The organism is Streptomyces sp. NPDC003379 (genome assembly GCF_053589195.1).
On record NZ_JBSFRK010000095.1, the window covers coordinates 1 to 13,693 of the forward strand.

Annotated in this window: 14 protein-coding genes; 6 read left to right on the top strand and 8 right to left on the bottom strand. The window is 70.6% G+C overall.

Translation table 11 applies throughout. The annotated features are described in order from the left end of the window. Positions 1-1,148 precede the first annotated feature (1,148 nt). On the top strand, positions 1,149-1,769 hold the full coding sequence (locus tag ACWDVB_RS39410) for a hypothetical protein (RefSeq protein WP_451519808.1): 621 nt from the start codon (positions 1,149-1,151) through the stop codon (positions 1,767-1,769). A 55-nt stretch (positions 1,770-1,824) separates the two neighbouring features. Then, on the top strand, positions 1,825-2,244 hold the full coding sequence (locus tag ACWDVB_RS39415) for a helix-turn-helix domain-containing protein (protein WP_451519807.1): 420 nt from the start codon (positions 1,825-1,827) through the stop codon (positions 2,242-2,244). A 562-nt stretch (positions 2,245-2,806) separates the two neighbouring features. On the opposite strand, the gene ACWDVB_RS39420 is transcribed toward ACWDVB_RS39415, so the two are convergent. After that, positions 2,807-3,643 (bottom strand): hypothetical protein, encoded by an 837-nt coding sequence (locus ACWDVB_RS39420; RefSeq protein WP_451519806.1) that lies wholly within the window; start codon positions 3,641-3,643, stop codon positions 2,807-2,809. A 173-nt stretch (positions 3,644-3,816) separates the two neighbouring features. On the opposite strand from ACWDVB_RS39420, the gene ACWDVB_RS39425 reads away from it, so the two are divergent. Then, positions 3,817-4,104 (top strand): hypothetical protein, encoded by a 288-nt coding sequence (locus ACWDVB_RS39425; RefSeq protein ID WP_451519805.1) that lies wholly within the window; start codon positions 3,817-3,819, stop codon positions 4,102-4,104. A gap of 134 nt (positions 4,105-4,238) precedes the next feature. Beyond that, complete coding sequence (locus ACWDVB_RS39430; RefSeq protein WP_451519804.1) at positions 4,239-4,748, top strand: hypothetical protein; 510 nt, start codon at positions 4,239-4,241, stop codon at positions 4,746-4,748. A 120-nt stretch (positions 4,749-4,868) separates the two neighbouring features. Here ACWDVB_RS39430 and ACWDVB_RS39435 read toward each other — a convergent pair whose 3' ends face one another. The 6 genes from ACWDVB_RS39435 to tap all read right to left on the bottom strand — a co-directional run bounded on the left by ACWDVB_RS39435 (position 4,869) and on the right by tap (position 9,460). Beyond that, a complete protein-coding gene (locus tag ACWDVB_RS39435; protein WP_451519803.1) occupies positions 4,869-5,129 on the bottom strand; it encodes a hypothetical protein in 261 nt (86 codons plus the stop codon). Beyond that, positions 5,126-5,431, bottom strand: a complete 306-nt coding sequence (locus tag ACWDVB_RS39440) for a DUF6247 family protein (protein ID WP_451519809.1) — start codon at positions 5,429-5,431, stop codon at positions 5,126-5,128. Before ACWDVB_RS39440 ends, ACWDVB_RS39435 begins: the two co-directional genes overlap by 4 nt. A gap of 337 nt (positions 5,432-5,768) precedes the next feature. Then, the gene (locus ACWDVB_RS39445; RefSeq protein WP_451519802.1) at positions 5,769-6,347 is read right to left on the bottom strand and encodes a hypothetical protein; all 579 of its coding nucleotides are present in this window, start codon (positions 6,345-6,347) and stop codon (positions 5,769-5,771) included. 14 nt (positions 6,348-6,361) lie between these two features. Then, positions 6,362-6,919, bottom strand: a complete 558-nt coding sequence (gene tpg, locus ACWDVB_RS39450; protein ID WP_451519801.1) for a telomere-protecting terminal protein Tpg — start codon at positions 6,917-6,919, stop codon at positions 6,362-6,364. Positions 6,920-6,922: 3 nt separating this feature from the next. Further along, entirely contained in the window at positions 6,923-7,306 is a 384-nt protein-coding gene (locus ACWDVB_RS39455; protein ID WP_451519800.1) for a hypothetical protein, read from the bottom strand. A gap of 48 nt (positions 7,307-7,354) precedes the next feature. Further along, positions 7,355-9,460 (bottom strand): telomere-associated protein Tap, encoded by a 2,106-nt coding sequence (gene tap / locus ACWDVB_RS39460; RefSeq protein ID WP_451519799.1) that lies wholly within the window; start codon positions 9,458-9,460, stop codon positions 7,355-7,357. An 84-nt stretch (positions 9,461-9,544) separates the two neighbouring features. Between tap and ACWDVB_RS39465 the strand changes: the two genes are divergently transcribed. Next, a complete protein-coding gene (locus tag ACWDVB_RS39465) occupies positions 9,545-11,422 on the top strand; it encodes a zeta toxin family protein (protein ID WP_451519798.1) in 1,878 nt (625 codons plus the stop codon). Here the strand turns inward: ACWDVB_RS39465 and ACWDVB_RS39470 are convergent. Then, positions 11,386-11,661 carry a hypothetical protein gene (locus ACWDVB_RS39470; RefSeq protein ID WP_451519797.1) on the bottom strand — a complete coding sequence of 92 codons (276 nt, stop codon included), beginning with the start codon at positions 11,659-11,661 and terminating at the stop codon, positions 11,386-11,388. The two genes, ACWDVB_RS39465 and ACWDVB_RS39470, sit on opposite strands and share 37 nt — an antisense overlap. Positions 11,662-11,860: 199 nt before the next feature. On the opposite strand from ACWDVB_RS39470, the gene ACWDVB_RS39475 reads away from it, so the two are divergent. Beyond that, on the top strand, positions 11,861-13,693 hold a 1,833-nt coding region (locus ACWDVB_RS39475; RefSeq protein ID WP_451519796.1), incomplete at its 3' end, for an ATP/GTP-binding protein.

Genomic DNA, 13,693 nt, shown 5'->3' on the forward strand with positions numbered 1-13,693 from the left:
GGCATATCCCGCTCCGCGGGATATGCCCCGGCAAGCCGGGGCATAGAGCGCGAATTGCGCAAGCGCAATTCGGATTCCGGCGCAAGCGCCGGAATGGAATTCCGCAAGCGGAATTCCGAACGGAGTTCAATTCGCGCAAGCGCGAATTGAAGGTGACCGCGCAAGCGTGGTCACCCAGGCTGGCCATGAGCGGAGGTGCATCACGCGCGGGCCTGTGTAGGGCTTGGGAATCCCAGCCACCACCCCCACAACGGAGGTGACGGACCGTCGGCCCGATCGAGTGCCGGCCTTACCGCAGTGACGGGCTCCGCTGCGCTTCACCCGAACCCCTCTCCTAGCACCGAATCGGGGCGTTGACGCTTACCGATACGACGTCAGCATACACGCCCAACCTTCCGAGTGGTGCAGAATCCGCCGCCGCATCACCCGGGCGAGCGAACCCACTGCCAGACTGATGCATCATGACCTCTCGCTGTGTAGCCTTTGGGTTCCAGCCACACCCCCCAACCCTCAGTGAAAAACTACCGGCAAAATTCGAGATTGCGCAGCCGTGAATTGCTCAGCCACAGAACGGAAGCTCAGATGTGCGAGCGCCGGAATTCGACGTGCGGAGGTACCGGAGCCGAACGGCCCCCCGGGGCCGGGCGGCGGAACCGCCCACCGGCACCGGCCACGCTTCCGTGCTTTTGAGCGTCTCGGCCGGTACCACCCGAGACTCAGAGCCGTTGCTGCTGTCCACGGCCCGCACGGGGACGCGGTCCCGCACTCGAAGCGAGCTCAGCCACGGGGGGCCGGCCTCCTCGATCCGGTGGTTGTCGACGGCGACACGCCCGCTGCTGCCAGCTGCTTGTGCCGGGCACCGCGCGGCGTGTCGGCGGGGGTTCGTGTGGCAGCCGAGCTCTAGTGACACATAAGAGAGTTCCGCGTCGAAACCGGCTTTGACCTGCGGTGATGTGAAACCGTTTGTTCTAGATCTCCAGAACAAACGCGTCTCGGGTGTTCTGGAGATCCAGAACAAACACCCCCCAAAACTGACGAGGCGTCAGGTGACGGTGAGGCACCGTTTGTTCTGCCCCTCCAGAACAAGCCGGTTTACCTAGTGCTACCGTGCTCCCCGAAACGTTGATCATCTCTGGAGGACTGTGCTGATGGAACAGCTGCCGATCGTCCGCCCCGGCGAGCGCGTCGTCGCGCGGTCGGACGGCAAGGGCGGCTTGATCCTGGGCGTCGAGAAGATCAAGGGCCGCGAGTTCGCCGCGAGCGCGGAGTGCAGTGGCTACGTGCTGGACGCCCGGCTGCTGATGGACGTCCTCGGCAGCCTCAAGATGCCCGGCTCCTGGTTCCAGGTCTGGTGCAAGCTCGTGGCGCTGCAGAACGCCAACCGCGCCGACGACAACCTCCGGGCCGCCGCCCGCGGCTTCGTGAAGACGAGCCAGCGCGACCTCCAGGCCCGGTGCAACTTGTCGGCGGCCTCGGTGAACGAGGCGTCGCAGTTCTTCGCGCACATCGGCTGGATGCGCACCGCCAAGCGCGGGATCCTCCAGCTGAACCCGTGGCTCACGGTGGCCGGCACCTCCGGCGAGCAGGAGAAGTGGCAGGCGCTGTGGAACAGCGCGGAGGGCCCGGCCTGCATCATCCCGCACTCCGACTACCCCACCGAGTGGCGCCAGGCCCGCGAGGCTGAGAAGAAGGCCGCCGAGTCGGCCCGCCGCAAGGAGAAGGTCGTCACGCTGCGGCAGCGTCGGCCCGTGCGCAAGGCGAGCGCATGACCGCGCGCGGCATATCCTCGTTACACGTCAACCGGATCGGAAGTGGTGAGGCTCCGTGAGTAGCTCTTACGTCCCCAGCCCTCCCACCGAGGCACCCGTCACGATCTCTCGTGACGTCCTGCGCCTCCTGGCCCTGGTCGACGTCTCCACCGCCGGCCGCCGCGTCCTGGACCAGCTGCTGTACCTCAGCGACCCGGAGACCGGCACCGCCGAGATCAGCCAGAACGAGATGGCACGCGAGCTGGGCGCGAGCAAGCCGACCGTGAACCGCGGCTTCAAGGAGCTGCGCGAGTGCGGACTCGCCTGGGGCCTCGAGGACGGTCGCTACCAGCTCCACCCGTTGCTGACCGGCGGTGCGGTCTCCTCCCCTGTCATGGCAGTGCCCGAGATCAAGGCCGCCGACCCCGAGAGCTTCACCGAGCAGCGACGGGCCCGGTTCGCCGCCCAGGTGGCCAATCTCGCCGCCACCGGCTGAACACCCCACCGAGGACCCTGAACGGCTCTCCAGCAGGCTCCTGGTCCCACGAAGACACACAGGCGCTGCACCCCGGGTGCGGCGCCTTCTTCATGCCTGTCCGCGATCAAGCCGGTAGCACTACGTAAACCGGCTTGTTCTGGGAGAGCAGAACAAACGCAGGCCGCTCCGTCGTCCGCGCCCGCTGCGAGCAACGGGTGGCCGGTAGCACCAGGTGAACCGGCTTGTTCTGGAGGAGCAGAACAACCGGCGGCCCCTCGGAGCACGGACGCTGTATGCAGCAGCCGTGCATGGATCTCCTGCCGGACATGGCAGATCTGCGCTGATATTCAGCCGTCGGGACGGGCCCGTGCTCCTGATGCCTGTCCATGGGGCAGCGGACATCGGCGGGTAGCAGCGGGGGCCGAGCAGCGGGCAGCACTTGGCCGTGCTGCGCTGGCCGAGGCTGGCCTGCTACCCGTGCAGCACCCGTGCGCCGCCTGGCCCATGTAAAGGCTGCGCTGGACCCGATGTGCGGCCGGGCGGCAGACCACGAGCACGACCAGGACCACGACAGCAGCGACTACAGCAGCGTCCCGGCCAGGGCCCGGCGGTCCCCTGTCAGGGCATAGCGGCGGGCAGCGAGTCCGTTCTCTACCGTCTCGCCGATCTCGTCGCACAGGGGCGCCAGGACGTCGGCGGCCTCGGCGTCGGTCAGGTACGCCGGGGCGACTTCGAGCATCAGCTCCCCGATCTGGTGGGTGCTGGCGGCGAGGTCGTCGACGACGCGGCGCAACGTGGCGACGGTCGGGTCCGTCGGCGGTTCGGCGGGCGGTGGTGGCGGGGCGGTACGGACGTCGCGGACGGCCTGGCGGACCACGGCGCGCACCGTGGCCTCATCGAGGGCCTGGAGGCCGCTGTGGGCGAGCGCTGCGAGTCGGCGGGCGATGATCTCCGCGACGTCGTCCGTACGGCCGGAGACGGCGATCAGGGCCCGCTGGGACAGGCCGTAGTCGAGCGCGGCCGCGGCGGCCGGGTCGGTGTCTCGCGTGCGAGACAGGCCGGGGCCGGCGGCGACGGCGTCGTGGATCGCGGCGAGCGCACGGGCGACGTCGAGGAGCCGGTACGCCTGGGCGCGGCTGATGCCGAACTCCGCCCGGCAGTACGACTCCCAGCTGCTGTGCCCCAGGGGGAGCCAGACGCGGGCGGCGTGCGCGTCGCGGACCCGGGCGGCGAGCACGGCCACGGAGCGCCGGACGTCGTCCATCGCCTCGCGCAGCCCGGCCGTCATCTCCCGGGCGCGGGCCGCGGTGAGCGGCGGCCGCGCCGGTTCGACGCCGTGCTCCTGGTCCTCGGTGTCCTCGCCCACGACTCCATCGTCCTCCGCGCCGACGGGCACCACCAGGGCGCGCGGGAGCACAGGGCGCGAGCTCCACCTCACAGCCTCACAGTTCACCCCGCCCACCTGGGAAAACGGCCTGTGAGCCTGCCAGCCTCACAGCGTGACACCGTGCGCGGCGCGGGTCTGTCACGCTGACCCGCGACGGCAGGCGCGGGCCCGCCGCACGAGCCGAAGGGGACCAGGTGGCGGGGATGGAGCGGGAGCCGGCGGAGGTGCGGATACCCAAGACGGCGCTGGACGCCTTCGCCGCGGCGCTGAGCGTGCGCACGGTGGCGATGCGGACGTGGCCCGACGGCATCGAGTGGATGTACCCGGTGGGCACGTGGGACGAGGCGCACCTGGAGGTGGCGCTCATGCCCGGCGGCGAGGAGGTGTGGCTGCGGATGTCCACCGACCGATCCAGCGTCGCCGTGTGGACCATCGAGCAGTGGTGGGACTTCGCCGGGGAGCTGCCCGGAGCGACGCCGCCACCGGCCTGAGACGCGCAGCCCCTCGCGGGTCGGCCAGCGCACGGATGGCGGAGATCGGCGTGGCTCCGGCGGGGCGGCTTCGTTGAGCACAGGGACGACCACGACGTCGTCCAGGCCGCCGCCAGCCGAGCGAACGAGGACCGATGCCGAACAGGCCGCCCTACGACCCGACCTACGGCTTCGACCACGCCACCCGGACGGTGCGCGTCCATCACCACGACCTGGCCCGGCTGCTGCTGATGTTCCGCTCGCTGATGCGTGAGACGCAGAAGCCGGGCTCTTGGGAGCACATGCGCGACTACGACCTGTCCTTCGAGCGCCTTGCGGACGCGGCCGACGCTGCTGCGGAGATCGTCTACGGCAAGAAATGGACGGGGCCTGACCTGCGGATGCGCTGCACGACCACCGAGCCGGTCTACGACTGGCCCGAGGGCGGCCCGTACGACGGGGAGGCGACGTTCACCTGGAGGGTGCCGGGCTACGGCTCGCACGCCAGCGAGGACGGCCAGGTCGAGCTGTACTCGAACACGGCGCTGTGCGGGTTCAGCTGGGCGAAGGACGACAGGCCGCGCCGGGTGGAAGGCTTGCCGGAGTGCCCGGAGTGCCGGCGCGAGGTGCAGCTCGGTGCCGATCGCCCGCGCGGCGCCTGGTGACAACCGCCTGGCTACGCGTTGCCGCCGGGGTGACTACCGGTGGATACGGCGGTGGCTACGATCGGAAACGGCCTGACCCCGGCAGTTGCGATGCCGGGGTCAGGCCGTTGTCACGGGTGGCTACCCGAGCCAGACGATGTTCAGAACCGTCAGGCTGCGCAGGGGCCGGTTGACCCAGAAGGTGACGGAGAGCTGGCCGACAGCCGCGTAGCGGACGTCCTCGCCCTCGTCGTCGTCGGTGTCGAACTGCCGAAAGCCCCACGGATCTGCGGCGGCCGCGGTGAGGATGTCCCACACGGTGTCCACCGCATGCTCAGGCAGGGCGTCGAGGACCTTGGCGGCCGGGGCGGAGACGCGGACCGCGTACGGCGCCGGGCTCACCCGCGACGGTGGCGGAGCTCCGCCAGGTCGACGGCGTCGCTGTCGTCGTAGCCGGAGGCGACGAACGCGTCGACGGCCGGGGCGTGCGCGATGCGGCCCTGCCAGTCCTGGATGACCTCGTAGAGACCGGCCAGGGAGAAGCTGCGGCGGGATTCCTCGAGGGCGGCCGACCACTCGCGCTCGAAGGCCGGCACCCAGCGGTCCGCGCGCTTGTCGGCGCGCAGCTGGGCGAGGAGTTCGGCCGGTGCCCCGGGCGCGGGGGCGTACGGCGTGAGGGGTGCGTGGTCGGGCTGCGCGCTCATCTGGTCCTCCCGGCGGGTCGTCTTGAGCCGAAGCACGATAGCTGTCACCAACGGCCTCCGCTGAGCTGCGGCTTCAGCCGGGTGAAGCACGGTAGTTGTCACCAATGAGGCGGGCTACCTGTCACCAGCAAGGCGCGACGCATCGCGGTTGTCACCGGCTGCGGCGTCCTGTATCCGCCTGACCTGCTCCGCAGCACTGGCGGCCAGCCCCGCGCACGTAGTCCGGCGGTTCCGGTGACAACAAGCTGCCTTTGTGACAACTATCGTGCTTCGGCTCACGTCTCCTCACGGTACGCGCGCCAGGTGGCCGTGGATGCGGGCATGGGCGGATCCCCTCCTACTGGGTGCGCAGGGTGCGGGCGACGGCCTGGGTGTGCTCGCGCAGCGGGAGGTCCTGCTTGTCCCAGGTGGCCGCGATGTGGCTGAGGAGTTCGGCCGTGGCGCGCTCCGAGTCGCTCGGGTCGCTGGCGAGCAGCTTGTCGGCGGCGAGGGCGACGTCGACGGCCGGGGACGGCTGCTTCAGCAGGGCGGTGTCCTCGTCGGTGGCGATGCCGATGACACCGAGGTAGCGCTGGCCGTCGCGGGTGTGGATGGTGATGTCGCCGTCGCTGGGGTAGTCCGGGGTGGCGCCGACGAAGTCGGGGTGGTTGAGGACCGCGGCCGCCAGGGCCTCGTGCAGGACGGGCTCGCCGAGCATGTCGTCGTCGGAGGGGGCCGGGTCCTTCAGCGTGAGGAGCCAGGCCCGGCCGTCACCGGTGTCGGAGGTGGCGAAGACGACGTCGTAGTCGCCGGGGTTGGCGTACGCGGCGGTGAAGTGCGGGCTGCGGCGCAGCGCGTCGGCGATACGAACGCTGTCGTAGTCCGCGCGGATCAGGTGGTCCTTGTCGCGGTCGATGGGCAGAAATTCAGCGGTCACGTATTCGCTCCTAGTCAGTAATCCAGATCGAGGTAGTCGATGTCGTTGATTTCTACGTCCGACAATCCCATAGCGCGGCCGCCGCCGTCCTGGAAATACACTTCCTTAAACCCTTCGGCGATGATTCCGCGCATCTGCTGGTCGCTGGCCCCTGTGTCGCGGGCGTCGAAGAGGCGGCGGGCGTACTCCGGGGGGAGGTGCACGGTGAGGCGGCGGAACCGTCCGTCGTCGGTTGTGCCGACGGGCGCGGTGTAGCCGAACCGGGCCCGGGTCTCCACCGTGATTCCGCTCGTGGTGGCGGCCTGCTTCTGCCGGCGCTTGCGCACCAGCGGCTGCCACCGCTGCCGTACGGCGTCGTCGATCTTCGCGGCGACGTCGGCGCGGGCGTGCTTGCGGGCGCCGCGCCGGTAGCGGTTGACGGAATCGGCGGTGACGCCGAGCTCCTGGGCGACGGCCTTCGCGCTGCCGAACTGCTTGAGCAGGAACCCGATCTGGCCCTTCAACGTCTTGGGCGGGTCCTTGGTGAACGCCTCGCGGTCGGCCCGCTCGATCGCGTCCTCGATCTCCTTCACAGCTCAGCTCCCGTCGTAGTCGTCGTCACGGTGAAACCGGTCGTGAACGGGGCGTGCGTCTTTGGCCGCGTCGAGGTTCACGACCAAGCGTTCGGCAACACCGTCGCCCTCCGGTTCGAGGTAGCCCAGCGCGCGGAGCTCTGCGACGGCCTTGCGGAACGCCTCTCGGCCTTCGGCAGCCAGCCGCTCACTTCGGGTCAGCGAAGTAAGTTGGTACATCAGGGGCCGGTCGTCGTCGGTGTATCCCGTGGTGAGTTCGGCCAGAACACCGCGGGCGCGCCAGGTCAGGCGCATGTCGCGCATCGCCCAGGCGAACAGGACCGGGTCGTAGCCCGGCGGGCTGGTCGGCAGGGCCCAGCGAGGACGGATGCGGTCGGTGGAGGTCATCGGTGCGGTCCTTGGTGTGGAGTCGGGCGGAGCAGGCGGGGTGGGAAGCTACTCGCCGTCCTCAAGGACGGCGTCACCGCCCTTGATGTGGCGGGCCGGGTTCAGGTCCTTCTCCATCAGGTCGACCGCCCACAGCATCGACTGAACGCCCTCCAGCTTCGCCAGGCCGGGCGTGGGCCCGAGGCGGAAGGCGCCGGGGATGGGCTTGCCGGACTCCGCGTACGGGAGGAAGTCCAGTGGGCTCGGGCCAGGAGCGGGGTAGACGACGCAGTCGGAGAGCACCGCGAGCGGGTACAGGCCGGTGAACTCCGCCATCTTCAGCATCTTGCGGTGCATGTTGACCCGCGCCTTGGAGATGACGGCGGCGCGGATGTCGGGCCGCCAGGTCGGGCGCTGCATGGCCGGCCATGGCTCGCCGTCCTTGTATCCCTTGCCCTGCGGGTTCTCGAACAGCTTCCCGATGCCGCCCTTGATGGTGGCTTTGATCGCGGTGAGCACCGCGGCGAGGACCGGGTCGGACTTGTGCTGTTCCATCGCCGCGAGGAACTGCTTGTCGGTGAGGTCCTTGGTGACGCCCATGTCGGCGAGCGTGTCGACGTAGGCGGTCTTGAGGCGGTCGTGCCACGGGTCCAGGTACGCGCCGGTCTCCCGGCGCAGGTAGGCCTCGATCGGCTGGACGTTGTAGCCGAGTTCCTGGGCGTAGGCGACGGTGTGTGTCTGGTACCAGGCCGGGCCCGTGGGACGCTCGCCGGTCGGCGTGAACGGCGAGGGCAGGCGCGGGTCCAGCTCGATGTGGGAGAGGTCGACCAGCCAGGAGCCGGGGACCTTCGGGTTGAACTTGGGGCCGACGAAGTGATCCGGTGCGCTGAGACCGACGGTGAGGCGGGCGGCGGCCGCGAGGAACGCGGTGTTGAGGTCGAGGCCGACCGCGTAGGGCAGCGTGCACTCCTCATCGGTGAGGGTGTCCACGCTGCGCACCCACTGGTAGGCCTCCTCATGCAGGAAGCCGCCCTTCCAGCCGATCCGGTGAATCGCCGGGTGCTCAGGCTGTCCCTCCGGCGGCGCCGGGTCCATCGGCTCGGTGCCCAGGCTGCCGGGGTTGTGGCCCGAGATCCAGTTCCCGGTCTCCGCATCGCGCTCCGGGCGGGTCGGCGGGCGCAGCGCGGTCATCAGCTCCAGGCCGGTCACGGCGGTGCCGCCGCGCGGGGTCGTGACCCGCTGCGCGTACAGGCCCATCACGCGGGCGACGTCGGCCGGCTCCATGTCGGTGACGCCGGGCCAGTCCCGCTTGTCGAGGGCGTCCCAGGGCAGGACCGCGAGCTGCACGCACTGCCGGTCGCGGCCCTGGGCCTTGCGGTAGATCCGCGGCCACGGACCGAATCCGCGCTGGGTGAGCTGCCACTTCGCCTTGAGGATCTGCTTGACGACCGGGTGGTCCTCCGCCAAGCGCAGGCCGCGCCGGTCCTCCAGGCGCTCGGGCAGCCCGAGCTTCGCGGCCGCGGATGCCGTGAGGACGATCAGCGGGTCGGCGTCCTTGCCGTATCGGTGCAGCTTCGCGGCACCGAGGCCGGACTCGCGCAGCGTCCACTCCACCAGCTCCACCACGGTGGTCGCCGGGCAGTCCAGCACCAGGCCGTTGACGCCGTACGCGGAGCCGTGGCCATCGAGGACAGCGAGCGGGCCGTGCGGGAAACGCGGGTCGACGGCGGGCGCGGCAGCCTTCTTCGCCGCCGGACGCCGCGACGTCGCCGGGCGCGCAGCCGGACGCTCGGGCGCGGCCGGGGCGACCGGAGCCGGAGCCGGTGCGTCGGCAGTCGCCTCTTCGGAGGCGGCCGGGCCGGTGAACGTTTCGGGCACTTCCGGCTGCGGCGTGACGGCCGGGGCCGGGGCAGAGGGAGCTGCGTGGGCGGGGAACCGTGCCGCCCAGCCGTTCAGCAGCCGCTGGTACGCCTCCAGGCGCGGCGGTTTCGGCTCGGAACGGCCGTTCTCCCAGTTCTTGACGGTCTGGGTCGTGGACTTGAGGGCTTGTGCGAGACGGGCCTGGGTGATGCCGGCGGCTTGACGCAAGCGGGCCCGCTCGGCAGGGGGCGGGAGCTGCGGCTCCTCCTCCAGCAGTGCGTCGACGGATGCGAACAGCTCTTCCTCGGATGCCATATCTGTCTACCTCCACCCCAGACACTACCACTATTTACCCTCCGATTTAGCCGGTGAATTTATCCCTAGTACTACTGTGCTAGCGTGTTGCCTCTTGATCACCGCAAGCGAGAACTCCGTTACGTGGAGGGCCAGTTGGAGCGCGTCACCCCGGCGGTACTGAGCGAGGAGGAGCACCAAGACGTGCTGCGTCGGTGCATCCTTCCGGCAGCGACGTGCAACGCCCCAGCGCAGGCTCGGCCGGTCGTCGTCGTGGTCGCCGGTCAGCCCGGAGCAGGGAAGACCGAGATCGCGGACTGGATTCAGGCCGCGCTCGACCGCCGGGGCGGCGCGGTGCGGGTCTGCCGCGACCTCTACAAGAACGCGCACCGCGCTTACGCCGCGGCGTTGGCGGCCGACATCCGCACCGCCGGTGCCGCGGTGCGGCCGGACACCAGCCGCTGGCAGGCCGAGGTCGAGGAGCACGTCCGCGCGCGGCGGTTCGACGCGGTCGTCGAATCCGCCCTCGCCGACGCGGACGAGTTCCGCACCTCCTCAAAGGCATACCGGCGCTCCCGCCACCGGATCGAGATCGTCGTGGTCGCGACCGCGGAGGCGTGGAGCCAGCTCGGGACCCTGGACCGCCTTCTGGACGGGGCGGCCGGCGGCGAGGGCCCACGGTATGTGGCCTGGGACAACCTCGACACATGTGTCGAGGAGCTGCCGGCGACGCTGTCGGTCATCGAGGCCGAGCACCTGGCCGACCGGATCACCGTGGTCCGCCGCGACGGCACCGTGCTGTACGACAACGAACTGCTCGACGGCACGTGGCGGCGCCGGACCGCTGCGGACAGGGCTGTGGTGTACGAGCAGCGCCGCCCCTGGAGCGCGAAGGAGACGGCCGTCTTCCACCACGCGCTCACGCGTGCCGAGGTGCGGGTGCACCGTGATCTGCCCGAGGACGAGCGCCTGGCCGTTCACCGGGACGTCCGGCGCGCGGCCGCGCTCGCCGAGCCCGTACGGCGCATCGCTCAGCCCCGGCGGCGAGCGCCCGGCGTCGACTACCACCGCCTCTCCGCCGACGAACACCGCTGGGTCTTCGACGAGCTGATCGCCCCGTCCTACCTGAGCGGCATCATCAGCCGGCCCGATCCGCGCGCCGTCTACGTGCTGGGCCAGCCCGGGGCGGGCAAGCTCCTGGCCGCGAGGATGGTGCGGCGCGCGATGCGGCCGGGGACGACTCACCTGATCGGCGACGACTTCAAGGCCCAGCACCCGGACTACCTGCGGCTGCTGCGCGAGGACCCCCGCCGTGCCGGAGCGGCGATCCGGGCGGACTACCGGGCCTGGTTCACCCAGGCTGAGCAGTATGTGCAGGAGCGGCGTGGTGACGTCCTGATCGAGGGCGCGCCGGGAAGCGTCGAGGAGCTGTTCGACAGCGCACTGCCGTTTGCGGCCAGCGGCTACCCGGTCGAGCTCGTGGTCCTGGCCGTCCGTGAGGCCGACAGCCGTCAGGCCACCGCGCTGCGCTACGCCCGGTCTCTGCAGATCGGTCTCACCCCCAGGTTCACCACGCGGTCGGGGCACCGGACCTGTTTCCACGCGCTCACCGATGTCGTCACCGCCGCCGAGCGCCATCCGGCGATCGCCGCGATCACGGTGATCCGGCGGGACGGCCGGGCCCTGCTGCGCCACGAGGCCGGCGGCGCCGCGAGCGCGTCATGGGCCCTGGCGGCGGAACGGGCACGCCCGTACACCGAGCAGGAGGCCGCCGCGTTCTTCCGCCTCCATCACGGTCTGTGGCGAGCGCTCCCGCGGCACCGCGACGAACTGGAGGAGATGCTCGCGCTCGCCCGCCCGCTGATGCCGCCCGGGATGCAGCCGATCCGGATCGACCGGCCGCACCCCTCTGTGTGGTCTCTGCCCGTCACGCTCCAAGGAGCGGCCTACGAGGCGTCGAGTTCCTTCAGCCGGGCCGCGTAGACCTCCTTGATCCGGGCTGCTTCCTCCGGGTCGGCGGTCGCAAGCTGCTGCTGGTCGGCGAGCGCGGCCTGACGGCCGGCCCGCAGTTTTTCAACCCGCTCCTCATCGGGCACCGGGGAACGCTGCTCGGCGAGGAGCTGGTCGTTGTACCAGCTCACCACCGCCCGCACGGCATCCGCGGCTTGCGCCTCCACGCCGCCTTCCAGACCGGAGAAGTCAGAGCTGGGAGTGTCGGACACGGCCCACCACCTTCGTGTTGATCTTGGTGTGAAACGGCCATTGTCTCCCTGTCCGCGACCACCGGCCCAGCGGTGCGACACACCATGAGAGAAGGCGCCGAACTCCTTCGCACCCCGCCTGCACGCAAGGGATGCTTCTCCAAGCACTTGGGCGCGGGCATAGGTTGGGCCCAAGTGATCATCGTTTCGGGGGTGGGACGTGGCAGGCCGGGATCTGCGGGCACTGTTCAGCACGAATGACCGGGGTCTGAGGGCCGTGGAGGCGTTCACCAACCGGCAGGTGCAGTGGGAGCTGGTTGCGGCCGCGCTGGCCGAGCATCTGCGGCAGGTCACCGGGCCTGGCTTCGACGTCGAAGACCTGGAGTGCCCGCGCCGCAACGTGATGGTGTTCCACGGCGTCGGCGGGATCGGCAAAACGACCTTGTCCCGCAAGCTGGAGGCCGCGCTGGCGGGAGCCGGTCAGCGGCCCGCCCAGTGGGGCGAGCCCGCCTGGTCCGGACAGCGGATCTATCCGGTGCGCATCGACCTCAGCCGTTCGGCCGGCACGTCGTTTGAGGACGTCATCCTCACCATCCGCGCCGCGCTCGCCGAACTCGGCCGTCCCCTGCCCGCCTTCGACATCGCCCTGCGCCGCTACTGGGAGATCCAGCACCCCGGCGAAAGCCTGGAGGAGTACCTGCGCCGCGGCGGTCTCGCGGGCCGGTTTGGCAAGGCGATGCCGCAGCAGATGCAGTCCGCTCTCGCCGACGCCGCCCAGGCCCTCCTCCTGCCGGGCACCGTCGGCACGGCGGTCGGTGCGGTGATCGGCTCCCTCACCGGGGCGCTGCGCGAGCGGCGCCAGACCGTACGGGCGCTCGCCGGATGCGCGCGGCTGGCGGACCTCCTGGAGGCCGAGGCGGACCTGGAAGCGCTGTCCTTCTATCCCCATCTGCTGGCGTGGGAGCTCGCCCGGCTCCCGGTGGACCAGCGCGTCATGCCGGTGATCCTGCTGGACACCTTCGAGGACGTCGGCGACCGCACTCACCGCGACCTGGAGCGCCTCCTCCAGCGGGTGGTGTGGCTGATGCCGAACTGCTTCTTCGTCATCACCGGCCGCTCCCGCCTGCAATGGGCCGACCCCGCTCTCCACGGACAGCTCGACTACACCGGCCCGAACGCCTGGCCCGGCCTGGCAGCACCCGCCGCTGTCCCGGCCGCCCGCGCCGCCCGCCCGTCCCTCGGCCACGGGCGCCAGGTCCTGGTCGGTGATTTCTCTCCCGAGGACTGCGACGACCACCTCGCCCGCCGGCTCACCCGCGACAGTGAACCGCTCATCAGCCAGGAGATCCGGCAGGTCATCAGCGACCGATCCCACGGTCTGCCGCTCTACCTCGACCTGTCGGTGATGCGGTTCCTGGAAATCCGCCGCACCGGCCGCACACCGCAGCCGGCCGACTTCGACCACGACTTCCCCGCGCTGATCGCCCGCACCCTGTCCGACCTCACCGCTGAGGAGCGGCACGTCCTGCGCTCCGTGGCCCTGCTGGACGCCTTCGACCTCGACCTGGCCACCGCGGCCGCCGGACTGACCCACCAAGCCCCGGCCCTGCGCCTGATCGAGCGGCCCTTCATCCGCGAGAACGCCTTCGGCCTGTGGCCCTACCACCTGCACGGGCTGATCCGCTCCACCGTCCGCAGCGCCGACGACCAGGCCGACGACCGCTGGACGGCCCGCGACTGGCAACAGGCCGCCCAGCGCGCACTCACCGCGCTCGGGGAACAATTCCGTACGCGCACCGGCCGCAGCCGGATGCTGCTGGTCGGCTGCCTGCGCCAGGGCCTCACCCTGGCCCGCGACTTCCGTCTCGACCTGGACTGGCTGGCCGAAGCAGCCTGGGCATACGTCAGCGACTCAGTATGGGAACCGCTCGCCCCGCCGGCCCGGCACGGTGCCGAGGACGGCATGGTGACGGCGGCCGACGCTCTCGTCGAACTCCTGGCGACGCTCGCCCGCCGCCAGCACGAGCACCGCTCCCAGGCCGCCTCCCGCCTC

What these genes read in the sequence shown, in the direction of transcription:
- ACWDVB_RS39410 (WP_451519808.1), top strand. Translation starts at nt 1,149, where the DNA reads ATGGAACAGCTGCCGATCGTCCGCCCCGGCGAGCGCGTCGTCGCGCGG.
- ACWDVB_RS39425 (WP_451519805.1), top strand. Translation starts at nt 3,817, where the DNA reads ATGGAGCGGGAGCCGGCGGAGGTGCGGATACCCAAGACGGCGCTGGAC.
- ACWDVB_RS39430 (WP_451519804.1), top strand. Translation starts at nt 4,239, where the DNA reads ATGCCGAACAGGCCGCCCTACGACCCGACCTACGGCTTCGACCACGCC.
- ACWDVB_RS39440 (WP_451519809.1), bottom strand. Translation starts at nt 5,431, where the DNA reads ATGAGCGCGCAGCCCGACCACGCACCCCTCACGCCGTACGCCCCCGCG.
- ACWDVB_RS39455 (WP_451519800.1), bottom strand. Translation starts at nt 7,306, where the DNA reads ATGACCTCCACCGACCGCATCCGTCCTCGCTGGGCCCTGCCGACCAGC.
- tap (WP_451519799.1), bottom strand. Translation starts at nt 9,460, where the DNA reads ATGGCATCCGAGGAAGAGCTGTTCGCATCCGTCGACGCACTGCTGGAG.